Here is a 15,637-nt window from a genome sequence, read left to right as displayed (position 1 = left end):
CAAAACGACCCCCAAAGCGGGGGTTCGGTATCTTACAAATAATAAGAGGGTATCATGACCCTATGGATTATCCAGCGCCTGATTCAAGCGGTTCTGGTCGCGCTTGCAATGGCTCTGATCGTATTCGTCGGCCTTCATCTTATCGGCAGCCCGATTGAGACATTGCTTCCACCAGAAGCGACTCATGAAGACCGTCTGCGTTTGATTGCAGATCTCGGGCTCGATCGGCCTCTTTATGAACAGTTCTTTCTTTTCTTAAAAGGGCTCCTTCAGGGCAATCTTGGTGTGAGTTATGTCTATAAGGAACCGGCAGTCGAGCTAATTCTATCTCGCCTTCCTGCAACCCTTGAGCTTGCTTTCGCCGCTGTCCTGCTATCGGTCATCTTTGGCGTACCGCTCGGTCTCGTTGCCGGCTGGAAACCCGAAAGTCCATTCGCTCGCTTTATCATGATCGGATCGATCTTCGGCTTCAGCCTGCCGATTTTCTGGATCGCGATCCTTCTTATCATGATTTTCAGTGTTCAGCTTGGCTGGCTTCCAAGCTCGGGACGTGGCGCAACCGAAGTCGTTTTCGGAATACCATGGTCTTTTCTGACGCTGGACGGCTTGCGGCATATCCTGCTGCCCGCGGTCAGCCTCTCGCTGTTCAATATTTCAATGGTGACGCGTTTGACTGAAGCGGGTGTGCGTGAGGCGATGTCGAGCGAGTATGTGCGATTTGCACGGGCGAAGGGTCTCTCACCTCGCCGCATCCTCGGTGTGCATGTGCTGAAAAACGTGATGATCCCCGTCGTGACTGTTGTGGGTCTGGATATTGGCCAGACGATTGCGTTTTCCGTTGTGACCGAAACCATCTTTGCCTGGCCGGGTGTAGGCAAGATTATCATTGACAGCATTGCCGCACTCGATCGTCCCGTCATTGTCGCTTATCTTATGCTCGTAGTCATCATGTTCGTCATTATCAACCTCGTCGTGGACGTGACCTATAGGTTGCTTGATCCACGGATCAGGCTTCAGGGAGAATGATGTGCGAACGGTAATGAATTCTTCCAAACTTCGCATCGGCCTGCAATTCATGCGGCAGTTTGCTCGCTCGCCCATTGCGGTGCTCGGACTTGTGCTGATGGTCCTGATCGTTCTCATGGCTGTTTTTGCACCCTATCTGTCGCCGCAGAATCCATACGACCTCTTGCAGCTGGATATCATGGATGGGCGTATGGCTCCGGGGACGCAATCGTCGGCGGGCTTTACTTTCCTTTTCGGGTCGGACGACCAGGGACGCGACATGCTGTCCGCCATTCTCTATGGCTTGCGGATAAGCCTCATCGTCGGGTTGGGTTCTGCAACAATCGCTTTTATCATCGGCACGGCGTTCGGCTTGACGGCAGCCTATGTTGGCGGAAGATTTGAAACCGGGATGATGCGGCTTGTCGATCTTCAGCTTTCTTTCCCCACCATCCTGTCCGCGCTGTTGATCCTCGCGCTTCTGGGCAAGAGTGTTGGCAATGTCGTCTTTGCCATCGTTCTGGTGGAATGGGCTGCCTATGCCCGTACAGCACGTGGTGCAGCTTTGACGGAGCTTCGACGGGAATATGTGGAGGCTGCGCGGTCCCTTCGCCTCCCGCACCGGAACATTCTGTTTCGTCAATTGCTTCCAAATTGTTTGTCGCCGCTTGTCGTGCTGCTGACCATGCAGGTCGCACGTGCCATTACGCTGGAAGCGACACTCAGCTTTCTGGGCCTAGGTGTTCCAATAACGGAACCGTCGCTCGGACTTTTGATCGCCAGCGGATACGAATTCATGTTGTCAGGAACCTACTGGATCGCCCTTTTCCCCGGTATTGCGCTTCTGGTCACGATCTTTGCCATCAATCTTGTTGGCGATCGTCTACGCCAGCTACTTGATCCGAAGGCTGCACGGAGATGAGTGCCATGCTTGAAATCAAAGGTTTGAAAACAGAGGTTGTGACTGAAGAGGGCAATTTGACCCTTATTGATGATATCAATCTCAGCCTGGCTGCGGGTGAAGTGATGGGCCTTGTAGGAGAATCCGGCTCCGGCAAATCTGTGACAGGTCTTTCAATTATGGGCCTGCTCGATAAGCCCGTACAGGTAACAAGCGGGCAAATCCTGTTCAAAGGTCAGGACTTGCGCAAAGCCTCGCAGAAAGAGTTGCAATCCATCCGGGGCAACCGCATTGCGATGATCTTTCAGGATCCGATGTCGACGCTCAATCCGGTACTTCGAGTCGATACACAAATGATGGAAGTCGTGCTTGCGCACGAAAACGTCAGCAAAAAGGTTGCGCGCGAACGTGCGCGTGATGCCTTGGGCATGGTCGGCATTCCAAGCCCGGAGGAGCGGTTGAATGCGTATCCGCATCAATTTTCCGGTGGCATGCGGCAGCGCGTAGCCATCGCCATTTCGCTCCTCATGTCACCTGACCTGATCATTGCAGATGAGCCCACAACGGCTCTTGACGTCACCATTCAGGCACAAATTCTCTCAATCGTGCAGAAGCTCGCTCGGGAGAAAGGGACGGCTCTGATATGGGTTACACATGACCTTTCGGTCGTTGCCGGTCTGGCTGAGAGGCTTTCAGTCATGTATGCGGGTCGTATCGTTGAACAAGGTTTAACGGCCGATCTGCTGACACGGCCGTTGCATCCTTATACCAATGGCCTGATTGCAAGCCTGCCTGCGCATAACAAACGCGGCGAACGACTAAGGCAGATATCGGGCGCTACTCCCTCCGTTGCCAATATGCCAGAGGGTTGTGCGTTTCGCCCGCGTTGCTCTTATGGCAGTGAAATCTGTTTCAACCAACCTCTGCTTGAACCGGTGGAAGGGCGCCTGCTTCGCTGTTTTCACCCTGTGATGCAAGGAGCGTCGTCATGAGCCCACGTTTGGAAGTGCGCAACGTCAGTAAGCGCTTCAGTCGTAAATCCGGCGTGGTGGAACGCGGTGCTGAGCTGATAGGCCTGAAAGCTGCAAATCCCGTCGTGCGGGCGCTGGACGATGTCAGCCTCACTGTGGAAGAACGGGAAGTCGTCGGCATCGTCGGAGAATCCGGTTGCGGAAAATCCACACTTGGCCGCGTGGTGGCGGGACTATTGCAAGCCTCTGAAGGGACAGTCCTGTTTCGCGGTAAAGAGCTGACAGAGATGAACAGCAGGCAGGCAGAAGAGGCGCGACTGAAGGTCCAGATGATCTTTCAGGATCCGTCGTCGTCGCTCAATCCACGCCAGCGTGTGCATGAAATCATTGGGGCAGCGCCGCTATACCACAAAATGACGAATGCGCGTGAACTCGACGATTATGTCAGTCAGCAAATGGAGCGGTCGGGGCTCGACCCATCGATGGCGAGCCGTTTCCCGCATCAGTTCAGTGGTGGTCAGCGCCAGCGCATCGGCATTGCGCGGGCTCTGGCTGTTCAGCCCGATATGCTGATCTGTGACGAATCCGTTGCGGCGCTCGATGTTTCGATCCAAGCGCAGATCCTCAATCTGTTCCTTGATCTTAGAGAGCAGCTGGATCTCACCTATCTTTTCATCAGCCACGATCTCTCCGTGGTGGAGCATATATCCGATCGCGTTGTGGTTATGTATCTGGGACGCGTTGTCGAAGAAGCGCGGGTTGATGAATTGTTTTCGCACCCGAACCACCCCTACACGCGCGCACTTCTTCAGGAAAGACCGAGCCTCGACCCCGTTCAACGGCGCTTTTCGGCTATCGAAGGAGAGATTCCAAGCCCGCTATCGCCGCCGTCTGGATGTCATTTTCATCCTCGCTGTCCGTTTGCGATGGAGCGGTGCCGCGTCGAAAGACCGGAACTGCGGACCATCGCCTCAGGGCACAAAAGTGCCTGCCATCTCAACGATTGAACCTCCCACAATCGACAATGTCAAAAGGATCAAACATGTCTGTTTCAGCGCCTCTGGAACACCTGCCACAAGCGGTTCGTCAGGAATTTCCCGCTCGGGAATGGGCGAAGATCACCACTCCTGAAGATTATGGTCTCTCCACCACCGTTAAAGAAAAAGTGGACACCATGCTCGACGGCCTGTCGACCACATCTTTCATGGCAGTCGCCGGCGGAAAAACGCTCTACACTTACGGAGACGTATCGGAAGTCAGCTATCTCGCGTCGACCAGAAAAAGCATTCTTTCGATGCTCTTTGGTAAAGCGGTTGCAGACGGGAAGATCGATCTCGATTTGACGATGGCGGATTTGGACATCGATGAAGATCATGGCCTTCTTCCCATCGAAAAGACAGCAACGTTGCGTGACCTGCTGATCAGCAGTTCGGGCGTCTATCATCAGCCCGGCAGCCCCGGCAGCAATACAAAGAACATTCCGGAGCGCGGCTCGAAAAAGCCTGGCGATTATTTCCATTACAACAACTGGGATTTCAATGTTCTGGGTGCAGCTTTCGAAAAATTGACGGGTCGCAGTGTCTTCAAAGCCTTCGAAGAGGATTTTGCAGGTCCGATGGGCCTGCAGGATTTCGATCCGTCGCGTCAGCGTATGATGGGCTATGAGGGCGCGTCCCGCTATCTCGCCTACCATTTCTTTCTGTCGGGCAGGGATATGGCGCGACTGGGGCTCTCGATGGTGCGCAATGGTCGCTGGGGTGACGAGCAAATCATCCCCGCGGACTGGGTTGCGGAAAGCACACGCATTCGCGTTCCCGCCGAAAAAATGAATGAGAGCGAAAAATCCCGTGTTGCTGGCTACAGCTACCTGTGGTGGATTCCTGTGGTGACCAAGGATACCCCGGAATGGGAAGGAGCCTTCGTGGCCGCGGGCCATTTTGGGCAGTTCATTCTGGGCATGCCTGCGTTGGATATGGTCTTCGTCAACCGCCGCGCAATTCCCGACGAACTGGCCATTGCTCGCAATGACGGAAGCTTCAAGGAAGAGCTACCTGCGGTGACGATGGAGCAGTTCTTGAGTGTTGCCGACCAGTTTATTGCAGCAAAGGTAAGCGGCAAATAATGCACAGTCGTTAGTGCAGATCTTCCGTAAAGCACGCGGAAATTTGCTCACGCAACCAGAGGCTTGCCGGATCACGCTCCTTTTCGGCAAGCCAGATCATGCTGGTGGATTGTTTTTCCTCTGCGAAAGGCGATTCCAGCAATAGTAAATCGTGAGAATGTTCGAACAGCTTTGCAACACTCTCCGGCATCATGGCAACGAGATCGCTGCGGGAAACGATAGCGACTGCTGCGGAAAAATGCGGAACGACCGCAACGATGCGGCGCTGTAGCCCCAACGCATCAAGACGCTCGTCAATCCATCCGCGACGACCCGGCGAAGACGTCACTTTAACATGACCGAGTGAAAGCAAGGCATCGAGTGTCAAGGGATCTCTCGCTACCGGGTTGTTTGCCGACATGATGCAGACTCTTCTCTCGGTAAAAAGTGAAGAACAACGATACCGAGCCGGAAAGTTGTCTGCAGTCATGACGGCGACATCAATTGCCCCCTCATCGAGATGTTCCTGCACAACAGGAAGAAAGTTTCTGTTTTGGTTTGAGCCGGTGCGCGGCATATGGATGACTTCCAGAACGCAGTGTTCGGCCTCAGAGCGGACGTTTTCCAGAAGGCGTGGCATCAGGACGACAGAGAAATAGTCGTTCATGCCAATTCTGAAAGTGCGATGGGATGTTGAGGGTTCGAATGCCCGCCGTTGGAGCATAACAGATTCCGTTTCTTCGATAATACGCCGCACCACTGGAAAAATTTCGGTGCAGAAGCGTGTCATCACAAAGCCCCCGGAAGTCTTCTTGAACAGTTCATCGCCTGTTATTGCGCGTGCCCGCTTCAAGGCGTGGCTCATCGCGGGTTGAGAAAGACCGATATACTCACCTGCAGTCGTCATATTGCCTTTTACGACGAGCGCATAAATGACTTTTAAAAGATTGAGATCGACCGATCCCAATTGAAACCGCTGCATGGCACCCTTGTCCATTTTCTGAAACTCTAACGTGAATATTCGTACAGGGAATGATTTAAAAAGATAGGGGATGAGCAATTCAACGTGCGACTACGTCTCTGTGTTCGGTCCACCTTAAAAGTCCTATAGATCGTGGAAGTTAGCATAATCCAATGCCCTACCGACGGTACTTCAGAAGCTTCCCCATGCGCCCATTAGCATGTTAAGGAAGCGCTCCGCTGCTGGAGACAGAGTACCACCTCTGCGCCGCACAACGCCGATCGTTCTCGAAATTTCGGGGTTTCGGATAGGCCTTGTAATCAAAAGAGGGTGCTCTGCCTGAGGCGTTGCCATTTGTGGCAATACTGAAATACCCAATCCAGCCTCGACCAGACCAAGAGAAGTCGACAAGTGAGTCACTTCATAAAACCAGCGAAGTTTGATGTTGGACTTTGCCAATGCACCATCCAACAATGTGCGGTTACCACTTGAGCGATGTACCGTGATAAGGTGATAGGGTGTCAAATCCTCCCAGCCAACTTCGGATTTCTCCGCAAGTGGGTGATGTTTGCTGGCGGCCAGAACGAACGGGTCTTCCACAAGCCGGTCAAATATCAAATCAGGGTCTGCCGTCCCCATGATGTTGATTCCAAACTCGACTTCACCCCGGGCAACAGCCTGTAGTCCGTCTGTTGCAGGAAGATCCAGAATTCTGAAGCGAATATTGGGATATTCAATGTTGAACTGCCGTATCACTTTCGGCAGGAAGTAGAATGCAGCCGTAGGCAGACAAGCGATTGTCACTAGCCCGCCGCGCTGCACGGCAGGATCACGCATTGCAAAAAGTGATCCGTCAAACTCTTCTAGCATGCGTCGCACCAAGGGTATTAATTCAGACCCCAAAGCGGTGAGCGATACATGACGCGTTGTTCTTTCGAGAATCGGTGCGCCAATGGCCAGTTCCAGCTTCTGAATCCGCCTGCTCAAGGCGGGCTGCGACATATTGAGTGAATCGGCTGCCCTGTGAAAACTCTCAAGCTCGACGATTGCGAGAAATGCTCTTAAGTCTAAAATTTCACAATTTATGCTCATTTTGCATCAATTCCCCAATTCTTCGCATTTTACATATCAATGACTTTTCCACAAAATGTAACAAATCCATTGATTGATGCCCACTAGACATGAGTGGAGGCGAAAGTGCAAGCATGAACGATCTAATGTCTATACCCTGCGTATTGATGAGAGGCGGCACATCAAAAGGCCCATTCTTTCTGGCGTCTGATCTGCCAACAGATCGCAACGAGCGCGATCAGATTCTGCTTTCAATCATGGGATCGGGGCATCCACTTCAAATCGATGGTATTGGCGGCGGAAACCCTGTGACCAGCAAAGTTGCCATCATTGGTCCAGCCAGCATTCCTGGAGCAGATATCGACTATCTTTTTGCACAGGTTCGTATTGATCAGCAGTTGGTCGATACTGCGCCCAATTGCGGCAACATGCTTGCAGCCGTCGGCCCCTTCGCAATAGAAGCGGGTCTGATGAAAGCACAGGGCGCAACGACACTTGTTCGCATTCATAACGTCAATACCGGCAAGCTTATCGAAGCGGAAGTACCAACGCCTGGCGGAAAAGTTTCATACCTCGGCGATGCGAGCATTGATGGTGTGCCTGGAAAGGCTGCACCAATTGCGCTGACGTTTCTTGATGCGGCCGGAGCCAGAACGGGGAAGCTGTTTCCCACCGGTGTGCCGCAGGAAATAATTGAAGACGTGGCCGTTACCTGTATTGACTGCGCAATGCCAATGGTTCTGATTGAAGCCAGCGATCTCGGTGTCAGCGGTTATGAGAGTGCGGCTGAACTCAACATCAATACCGCATTGCTGGCACGGCTCGAAAAAGTGCGTATCGAGGCTGGCCGGCGCATGGGCATGGGTGATGTGACCGATCAGGTCACGCCGAAGCCTGTCCTTATTAGCAATGCAAAGAACGGCGGCGACATCAATGTTCGGTATTTCATGCCGCACGAATGCCATCCGTCGCTTGCGACCACTGGCGCGGTTGGCATCGCAACAGCGTGTATCAGCGCTGATACGATTGCGTCAAAACTCATCGGTCTTCGTACACCGCCGCTTGTGTTGTCGATCGAACATCCCAGCGGTCACCTTGACGTCAAACTCCAGGAGCGAGACGGAAAAGTGATTGCTGGAATCCTGCGCACAGCTCGCCGGCTTTTTGACGGTCACGTGTTTGCAAAACCTGTAAAAAATGCCGTCTGCGCGGCATAATTCCAATGGATGCCGGGAGGGCACCATTTTCAACCGGAGGAAAATCATGCGTAAATTTATGCTCGCCCTGGCAGCAACTGTCGCTTTTGCAGGAACAGCGATGGCTGAGCCTGTTCGCATCAGCGTCGGCTCTTATAACCTCAATAATCTGCCGTTTCCTGTCGCGCAGGGACTGGGCCTTTATGAGAAAGAAGGATTAGACGTCACCGTCGAAAATTTTGCGTCCGGCGGCTCCAAAACATTGCAGGCACTCGTGGCGGGATCAACAGATATCGCTGTTGGCTTCTACGACCATACGATCCAGATGCAATCTCAAAACAAAGATGTCGTTGGCTTCATCGTTCTTGCACGCAATTCCGGATTGGTTCTCGCTGGCGGGAACAACTCAAAATTTGACCCGGCCAAGCCGGAAACCATCAAGGGCGCAAAGATCGGCATCACATCGCCTGGTTCATCTTCAGATTTCTTTGTGCGCTACTATTTGCAACGCCACAACTTGTCGGCAGATGATGTCGCCCTGATCGGAGTTGGTTCAGGTTCCGCTGCTGTCGCCGCCCTTGAACAGGGCAAAATCGATTTGCTGGTTAATTACGATCCGGCCGCAACGTTCATCGAAGCTAAAGGTGTTGGCAAGATCCTCATTGATGGTCGCAGCGACGATGGTGCCAAGGAAATCTATGGCGGCATCTATCCGACATCGGTCCTTTATGCCACGCAAAATTACATCGATAAGAATCCTGAAACCGTTCAAAAAGTCACCAACGCTACCGTTAAAGCGCTGGAATGGATGAATACACATTCGGCGGAAGAGATCGTTGATAAGCTTCCAAAGGAGTTTATCTCAGGCGATCGTGAAACCTATATTCAGGCTGTGCAGAACGCCAAGGCAATTTTCTCCACCGATGGAAAATTCAACGAGGAAGATATCAAAACTCCACTCGTCGTTCTCAACAGCTTCAACAAGAAGGTTGCTGCAACCGATATCGATCTCTCAAAAACATACACAAACAGCTTTGTAGAAAAAGCGCCGCACGCGACTACAAATTAAAAGGAGGAGGCAATGTCATTGGCCGTCGTCAAATCTGCGCCTGAAGTCGCAGCAAGTCCCAGCCCGAAAGCAATGGTATCAATTGATGCCGTGACCATGTCGTTCGGTAACTTTGTTGCCGTCGAAAATGTCAACCTAACTGTTGCAGATGGCGAGTTTCTCGCCATCGTCGGCCCGACTGGCTGTGGAAAAAGCACCATTCTTAACGCCATAGCCGGATTGCTGAGACCCTCGCACGGCAAAGTTTCAATCGACGGGAAGGCCGTCACTGGCGTTCACAACGACATTGGATATCTGTTTCAGCAGGATGCGCTTCTGCCGTGGAAAACAGCCCTTGAAAACGTCGAACTTGGTCCGATGTTTAAAGGTGTCAGCGCCTCTGAACGACGCAAGAGCGCGCTCAACTGGCTCGCCAAGGTTGGCTTGAAAGGTTTTGAACAGCGCTATCCTCATCAGCTTTCCGGGGGACAGCGTAAGCGCGTTCAAATGGCACAGGCGCTCATCACGGGTCCAAAAGTCATCCTGATGGATGAGCCTTTTTCCGCTCTCGATATCCACACGCGTCACCTGATGCAAAACGAGCTTCTGCGGCTCTGGCAGGAAGAGCGCCGTGCGGTTGTTATGATTACGCATGATCTCGAAGAAGCCATAGCCCTCGGCGACCGCGTTGTCGTTCTCGCCGCTGGCCCCCGCAGCCGCGTAATCGACAGCTTTCCTGTCGATCTCGACCGCCCGCGCGATGTCGCGGAAATCAAGCTTGATCCGCGCTTTATGGATCTTTACCGCAATATCTGGGCGTCGCTACGCGGCGAAGTGGAGAAAAGCTATGAACGCCACGACTGAACGTCTTATTCAGGTTGGCTTGCTGGTTGTCATTCTTGGCGGCTGGCAACTGGGAACATCGCTGGGCATCATTGACGTGTTCTTCTTCCCGGCACCGGTCAATATTTTCAAACAGGTCGTGGAATGGGTAACCGATACAAGTTTCTATCGCCATGTATCAATCACGTTGACTGAAACCGTCCTTGGATACCTCATTGGTACCGCTCTCGGCGTTGCCGCAGGTGTCTGGCTAGGCCTCAGCCGCAGTTCTGCACGCATTCTGGATCCGTTCATCAAGGGTTTGAATGCAATTCCGCGTGTTGTTCTTGCACCGATCTTTGTGCTTTGGCTGGGTCTTGGTCTCTGGTCCAAGGTTGCCCTCGCGGTTACTCTGGTGTTTTTCGTTACCTTCTTCAACGCCATGCAAGGTGTACGTGAGGTGAACCCGGTCGTGCTCTCAAATGCGCGCATTCTCGGTGCAAAACGGTCCGACCTGTTGCGTCACGTTTACTTCCCGGCAGCGGCAAGCTGGATTCTTTCATCCTTGCGTACGTCGGTCGGCTTTGCGGTGGTTGGCGCAATCATCGGTGAGTATCTTGGCTCTTCAGCGGGTCTAGGCTACCTTATCGCTCAAGCTGAAGGTAACTTCGATGCCGTCGGCGTATTTGCAGGCATTCTGATTTTGGCGATATTCGTTCTGATTATCGACAGCATTCTGGATGTGGTTGAGACACGGTTGATCAAGTGGCGTCCCAATGCCAGCGAACGAGCTGTGTAAGAAGCGAGCTAGAAGTACTTTAACCCATCGTTGATTGGGGGATGCTGGAAACTTTAACAAAGATTCTAGCTTCCCCCTCGAACGTTGCTGTTTCCTGACCATATATGGATAGCATTTCTGCCCTTAGTAACCGGCTAGGGTGTTGTCACGTTCACTGGGCTGCAGTTGCTTGCCTGACGGGTTGGCGTAAATTTTGGCGGTGCAGACATCAGATATCAGCTTCAAGCGTCACCGTTTTCCGCCACAGATCGTTGCTCATGCGGTGTGGCTTTATCTGCGGTTCAACCTTAGTCTGCGTGAAGTTGAGGAAATTCTGCTCGAACGTGGAATCGACGTGTTATACGAGACAGGTCGTCGTTGGATCGCCAAGTTCGACCCCCGGATCGCACGCAACTTGCGACGGCGTCAGGCGCGCCCCGGCGATATTTGGTATCTGGACGAAGTGGCCGTTAAATGCGCTGGAGAGAGGTTCTGGCTCTGGCGTGCGGTGGATCAGAACGGCACCGTGCTCGAAGAAATCTTGCAGAAGCGGCGTGATAAAGGGGCGGCAAAGCGACTGCTCGTGGCGTTGATGAAGCGCTAAGGCTTTGCTCCCAAACGGATCATCACCGATAAGCTTTGCTCGTACGGTGCAGCAAAGGCGGACATGGCACCCAGCCTCGATCATTGGTCGCACAAGGGCCTCAATAATAGGGCCGAGAATAGCCATCTGCCGTTTCGAAAAGGGAACGAACCATGCAAGGCCACCGATCACCAGGCGTGTTGCAACGGTTCGTCTCCATGCACTCAGCTACCCGCAATTGCTTTTCAGTTCCATCCAGCCGGGGTGCCGCACAAACAATTCGATACCATCGCCTCGAAGCTTTCGATGCATGGAAAATTGCCGCCTGTGTCGCCTGAAGATCAACGAGCCTCTGACCTTTCCGGCCAGAGAAACTTAACGTGACAACACAGTGCCATTGCATTGTATCGTTTGACCAATGACGGTTGAAACGTGCGATTAGTGAAGCACCGAGCGTTAAGATCAAAGAGTTGGAGCGGATAAAAACTTTTGATGAATTTAAACGCACCAATCAGCTTATTGAAGTTGGAATTCATCCCCAGCCATGGGCAGATAGTCCATAGATCCATGGCTTATTTGGTTCCCGGCACAAAAACGGCTTGCCTTTAGACATAGTGGTCACTGTGCTTACGATGCTCAGACGGCACTGCTCAATAAAACTGGCGAAAGTACCCTCTTTCTCACGGGTATCGATGCGGGCGAACTTGCCTTTCAGGTTTTGGAGGTGCACTGCGGTCAGCTGGATGGCATCCTCGTCATTGTTTGCGACGATAGGGCCAATGACCTTTCCACGGCCAAATTCGCGGCAAAATGAGTAGCCGACGATTTGGTCGTTTCGCTTCAGACCGTAAATGTCCGCCTTCTCGGAAATCAGCTGAAGCAAATTCGCTCGGTTGATCCCGAAAGCTTTGCAATCAAGCGCTGTAATGTTCTGTAACTGATCCGACGACAGTGCCACAAGCTCGCCATTTGATTTCGTAATTTCGGGAAGATCAAGACCCACTTCTCCCTGACACTGATAAACTATTGCCTCATCTGCAAAGCCAAGAGACTGGTACAGATTATAAGCTGCCTGTGTCGCATTGAGGCTGAGGTTCCGGCCCTTGCACCGCTCCAGTACCTGATCCATGAGCCAGCGACCATTGCCCTGCGCCTGCGTGCGTGGCGAGGTAATCACCATGCCGATGGTAGCAAAATCGTCTCCATAAGGAAACCACATGGCGCTGCCAAAGACCCGACCGATCCCGTCTACGGCGACCAGTCCTTGTCCTGTTTTCAGCATCAGCTCCCAGTCATTTGGGCGATGCGGCCAGCGAACACCCATCGAGAGACCGTGAAGCAGACTGATATCCACATCTGCTATGTCATGCGCGATTAATTCAAAAGATTTCAGCCGCACTGATTTTTGCATATCAGCCAATCCGCTTCCTACCCGCTGCCCCAGCTCAACTTGTGGACACTCCACCAGCACGTAATAATCTTTTTTTGATCCTGCCACCAAATGCAATCGGTTTGGCAGGAGTATCTTGCCACATCATGTCATAAATGCTTCCGCAGGATTTGCTTCTTGATTACCTGTTTTCGCAATCTTTGTTTGACGCGGCATCATATTCGGCACGGAACACTGTCTCAACACCATATGCTTCTAGCAATCCAGAAGTCTCTCTTTGAGTGTGGTGCACATGAACGTCGAAGAAATTCTCGCAGCATTGGTTGGTTTTCCATCTGTTGTCGGTACGCCTAACAGCGCGATTGTTGGATGGATCAGTGATTATGCAAAATCGGTCGGGGCTGAAGTTGACGTGCTGACCGGATCGGAAGGCGATAGGGCCAATCTCTTTATAACCGTCGGCCCACGCGATGTTCCCGGCTATATTCTGTCCGGTCACACGGATGTTGTGCCCGCCGGTGAGGCTGAGTGGTCCACGGAGCCATTCACACTTCATAAGGTTGACAACAAGCTCTACGGTCGTGGCACAACGGACATGAAGGGCTTTCTGGCATGTGCTCTGGCGGTGCTGCCAGAATTTGTATCAGCCGATCTCCGGCGCCCGGTTCATCTGGCATTTTCCTATGATGAAGAAGCAGGTTGTCGTGGCGTGCCGCATCTGCTTGCGGCGCTTCCCGATCTCTGCGCCAAACCTCTTGGTGCCATTATCGGTGAGCCAAGCCGCATGCAGGCTGTCCGTGCGCACAAGGGCAAGGCAGCTGCGCGACTTGAGGTCATTGGACGTCCGGGCCATTCATCGCGGCCAGATCTTGGGTTGAATGCGGTTCATGCGATGGCAAATGTTATTGCGAAGTCGGTTGCATATGGGCAGTCGCTGGAGAAAGGGCCGTTCGACGAGAATTTTGAGCCGCCTTATTCATCGTTGCAATTTGGCGTCATCTCTGGCGGACAGGCGGTTAATATCATTCCTGATCGTTGCACCGCCGATATTGAAGTACGTGCAATTTCCGGCATATCATCAACCGAATTGCTGGAGCCAGTGAAAGCAGAACTATTTGCTCTGCGGGATCGCGGCTATGAAGTGCTTTGGCATGAATTGAGCGCTTATCCTGCACTCTCTCTTTTAGATGATAGCGCACTTTCTCAGTTGATGGTCGAGCTGACGGGGCAGGATACACTTGCCGCCGTGAGCTATGGCACGGAAGCGGGATTGTTCCAGCGAGCAGGCATTGATGCAATCATCTGCGGCCCCGGCGATATCAGCCGCGCCCATCGCCCGAACGAATATATCGAAATCAACGAGCTGCATGCGTGCCAGAAGATGATCGAGAATCTCGCCTCGCGCCTTACCTCTTAATCGGAAATAATCATGGCGTTTCTTTTCAATTCCGATGCAGCCCGTGGTGCCGTTTTCCGAGAAGCGTTTTCGAAAGTGCTGCCGGACATCGCGTTTTTTCAGGCTGGTGATGAGATCGATCCTGATAAAATTCGCTATCTGATTAGCTGGGTCGCACCAGATGATATTGCTCGCTATCGCAATCTTGAAATTTTGTTTTCGATTGGCGCGGGCGTCGATCAGTTTAAGCCCGGCAGTGTGCCTGAGCATGTAAAGCTCGTTCGCATGGTTGAAGATGGCATCATTCGCATGATGCAGGAATATGTAACGCTTGGTGTGCTTACCTTGCATCGTGAAGCGATTGCCTATCGCCAACAACAGCAGGTGGAAACATGGCGAGCCATTTCTACGCCGCAGGCAACAGAACGACGAATTGGCTTTTTAGGGCTGGGTATGCTGGCGCAAGCCGCAATCGAACGTCTCAAGCCATTTCAGTTTCCACTTTCTGGCTGGAGCCGCAGCAGAAAAGACATTGAAGACGTCGCCTGTTTTTACGGCGCAGACCAGTTTGCGAGCTTCCTGAGCCAAACAGATATTTTGATTTGTCTGCTGCCGCTAACCGATGAAACACGCGGTATTTTGAATGCTGAATTGTTTGCTTTGCTGCCGAAAGGCGCAAGCTTGTTGCATACGGGGCGCGGACCGCAGCTTGATCAAAATGCACTGATTGATGCGCTTGGTAGCGGTCATCTTGCAGCAGCTATGCTCGATGTGACCGACCCGGAGCCGCTGCCATCCGGGCACCCGCTTTGGTCGCATCCGAAAGTGCAGATCACGCCGCATATTGCATCGGTCACGCAACCGCATACGGCGGCAAAATTCGTCATTGAAAATATCCAGCGTCATCTTGCTGGAGAAAAACTGGTCGGCCAGATCGATCGAAAACTCGGCTATTAACTTCAAGGGAAAGCCATGTCATTTCTGATTACCATTGATCCAAATCCGGATTTTACACCAAAAGACTCTCTTCCAATTCCAGATCGTCTGATTTCCGGTAACCCGTCGTTCAAGACATGGGCGCAGGATGCTTCGAAAGACGAAAAAATTCTGACGGGTGTGTGGGAAGCAACGCCGGGTGAAACTCATTCTATCAAAGGGACGACGTTTGAATTTTGCCATATCCTGTCAGGTCTCGTCGAGATCGAAGAAAAGGGCGGCGAAACCAAGACCTATCGCGCTGGCGACAGCTTCGTCATGAAGCCGGGCTTTGTTGGCGTATGGCGCACAATTGAAACGGTTCGGAAGATTTATCTTTGCGTTTACGAATAGATAGTTCCTACGCTTAAAGCCCGCCTGACGAGGTTCAAATCCCTCAGGTGGGTTTATTCTAAATCAAAAATGCGATGCGCGCAGA

At 52.4% G+C, this 15,637-nt stretch carries 15 protein-coding genes and 1 pseudogene; 13 read left to right on the top strand and 3 right to left on the bottom strand.

Features of this window, described 5'->3' with window-relative positions:
• Positions 1-54: 54 nt before the first annotated feature.
• The 5 genes from U2P60_RS19330 to U2P60_RS19310 are packed head-to-tail and all read left to right on the top strand — an operon-like array spanning position 55 to position 4,999.
• Positions 55-1,026, top strand: coding sequence for an ABC transporter permease (locus tag U2P60_RS19330; protein WP_413573977.1), 972 nt, complete (start codon positions 55-57; stop codon positions 1,024-1,026).
• A gap of 13 nt (positions 1,027-1,039) precedes the next feature.
• Positions 1,040-1,927: an ABC transporter permease gene (locus tag U2P60_RS19325; protein ID WP_413573976.1), complete on the top strand. Its 888-nt coding sequence runs from the start codon at positions 1,040-1,042 to the stop codon at positions 1,925-1,927.
• Positions 1,924-2,898, top strand: coding sequence for an ABC transporter ATP-binding protein (locus U2P60_RS19320; protein WP_413573974.1), 975 nt, complete (start codon positions 1,924-1,926; stop codon positions 2,896-2,898). The genes U2P60_RS19325 and U2P60_RS19320 overlap by 4 nt, the downstream gene beginning before the upstream one ends.
• Positions 2,895-3,884: an ABC transporter ATP-binding protein gene (locus U2P60_RS19315; protein ID WP_413573972.1), complete on the top strand. Its 990-nt coding sequence runs from the start codon at positions 2,895-2,897 to the stop codon at positions 3,882-3,884. The genes U2P60_RS19320 and U2P60_RS19315 overlap by 4 nt, the downstream gene beginning before the upstream one ends.
• Positions 3,885-3,919: 35 nt before the next feature.
• Positions 3,920-4,999: a serine hydrolase domain-containing protein gene (locus U2P60_RS19310; protein ID WP_413573970.1), complete on the top strand. Its 1,080-nt coding sequence runs from the start codon at positions 3,920-3,922 to the stop codon at positions 4,997-4,999.
• A gap of 10 nt (positions 5,000-5,009) precedes the next feature.
• Here the strand turns inward: U2P60_RS19310 and U2P60_RS19305 are convergent, their stop codons facing one another.
• Both U2P60_RS19305 and U2P60_RS19300 read right to left on the bottom strand, forming a co-directional pair.
• Positions 5,010-5,960, bottom strand: a complete 951-nt coding sequence (locus U2P60_RS19305) for a LysR family transcriptional regulator (protein ID WP_413573969.1) — start codon at positions 5,958-5,960, stop codon at positions 5,010-5,012.
• Between the two features lie 171 nt (positions 5,961-6,131).
• On the bottom strand, positions 6,132-7,031 hold the full coding sequence (locus tag U2P60_RS19300) for a LysR family transcriptional regulator (protein WP_413573968.1): 900 nt from the start codon (positions 7,029-7,031) through the stop codon (positions 6,132-6,134).
• Between the two features lie 113 nt (positions 7,032-7,144).
• On the opposite strand from U2P60_RS19300, the gene U2P60_RS19295 reads away from it, so the two are divergent.
• The 5 genes and pseudogenes from U2P60_RS19295 (at position 7,145) to U2P60_RS19275 (ending at position 11,775) form a co-directional block, all read left to right on the top strand.
• Positions 7,145-8,227, top strand: a complete 1,083-nt coding sequence (locus U2P60_RS19295) for a 4-oxalomesaconate tautomerase (RefSeq protein ID WP_413573966.1) — start codon at positions 7,145-7,147, stop codon at positions 8,225-8,227.
• Between the two features lie 46 nt (positions 8,228-8,273).
• Positions 8,274-9,275, top strand: a complete 1,002-nt coding sequence (locus tag U2P60_RS19290) for an ABC transporter substrate-binding protein (RefSeq protein WP_413573964.1) — start codon at positions 8,274-8,276, stop codon at positions 9,273-9,275.
• Positions 9,276-9,287: 12 nt separating this feature from the next.
• Complete coding sequence (locus U2P60_RS19285; protein ID WP_413573962.1) at positions 9,288-10,118, top strand: ABC transporter ATP-binding protein; 831 nt, start codon at positions 9,288-9,290, stop codon at positions 10,116-10,118.
• Entirely contained in the window at positions 10,102-10,875 is a 774-nt protein-coding gene (locus U2P60_RS19280) for an ABC transporter permease (RefSeq protein ID WP_413573960.1), read from the top strand. Before U2P60_RS19285 ends, U2P60_RS19280 begins: the two co-directional genes overlap by 17 nt.
• Positions 10,876-11,074: 199 nt before the next feature.
• Positions 11,075-11,775, top strand: a pseudogene (locus tag U2P60_RS19275) (IS6 family transposase).
• A 194-nt stretch (positions 11,776-11,969) separates the two neighbouring features.
• On the opposite strand, the gene U2P60_RS19270 reads toward U2P60_RS19275, so the two are convergent.
• Positions 11,970-12,848: a GNAT family N-acetyltransferase gene (locus U2P60_RS19270; protein WP_413574345.1), complete on the bottom strand. Its 879-nt coding sequence runs from the start codon at positions 12,846-12,848 to the stop codon at positions 11,970-11,972.
• Between the two features lie 271 nt (positions 12,849-13,119).
• On the opposite strand from U2P60_RS19270, the gene argE reads away from it, so the two are divergent.
• From argE to U2P60_RS19255, 3 genes are read left to right on the top strand one after another with little or no spacing between them, the layout of a single operon-like run.
• Positions 13,120-14,244, top strand: a complete 1,125-nt coding sequence (gene argE / locus U2P60_RS19265; RefSeq protein ID WP_413573958.1) for an acetylornithine deacetylase — start codon at positions 13,120-13,122, stop codon at positions 14,242-14,244.
• Positions 14,245-14,256: 12 nt separating this feature from the next.
• A complete protein-coding gene (locus U2P60_RS19260) occupies positions 14,257-15,180 on the top strand; it encodes a 2-hydroxyacid dehydrogenase (protein ID WP_413573957.1) in 924 nt (307 codons plus the stop codon).
• A gap of 15 nt (positions 15,181-15,195) precedes the next feature.
• Positions 15,196-15,552 carry a cupin domain-containing protein gene (locus U2P60_RS19255; protein ID WP_413573956.1) on the top strand — a complete coding sequence of 119 codons (357 nt, stop codon included), beginning with the start codon at positions 15,196-15,198 and terminating at the stop codon, positions 15,550-15,552.
• Positions 15,553-15,637: the final 85 nt, after the last annotated feature.

This window comes from Brucella sp. H1_1004, from assembly GCF_047308065.1.
In the GTDB taxonomy this organism is placed as follows: Bacteria; Pseudomonadota; Alphaproteobacteria; order Rhizobiales; family Rhizobiaceae; genus Brucella; species Brucella pseudogrignonensis_B.
This window is presented reverse-complemented; position numbering and strand designations above follow the sequence as displayed.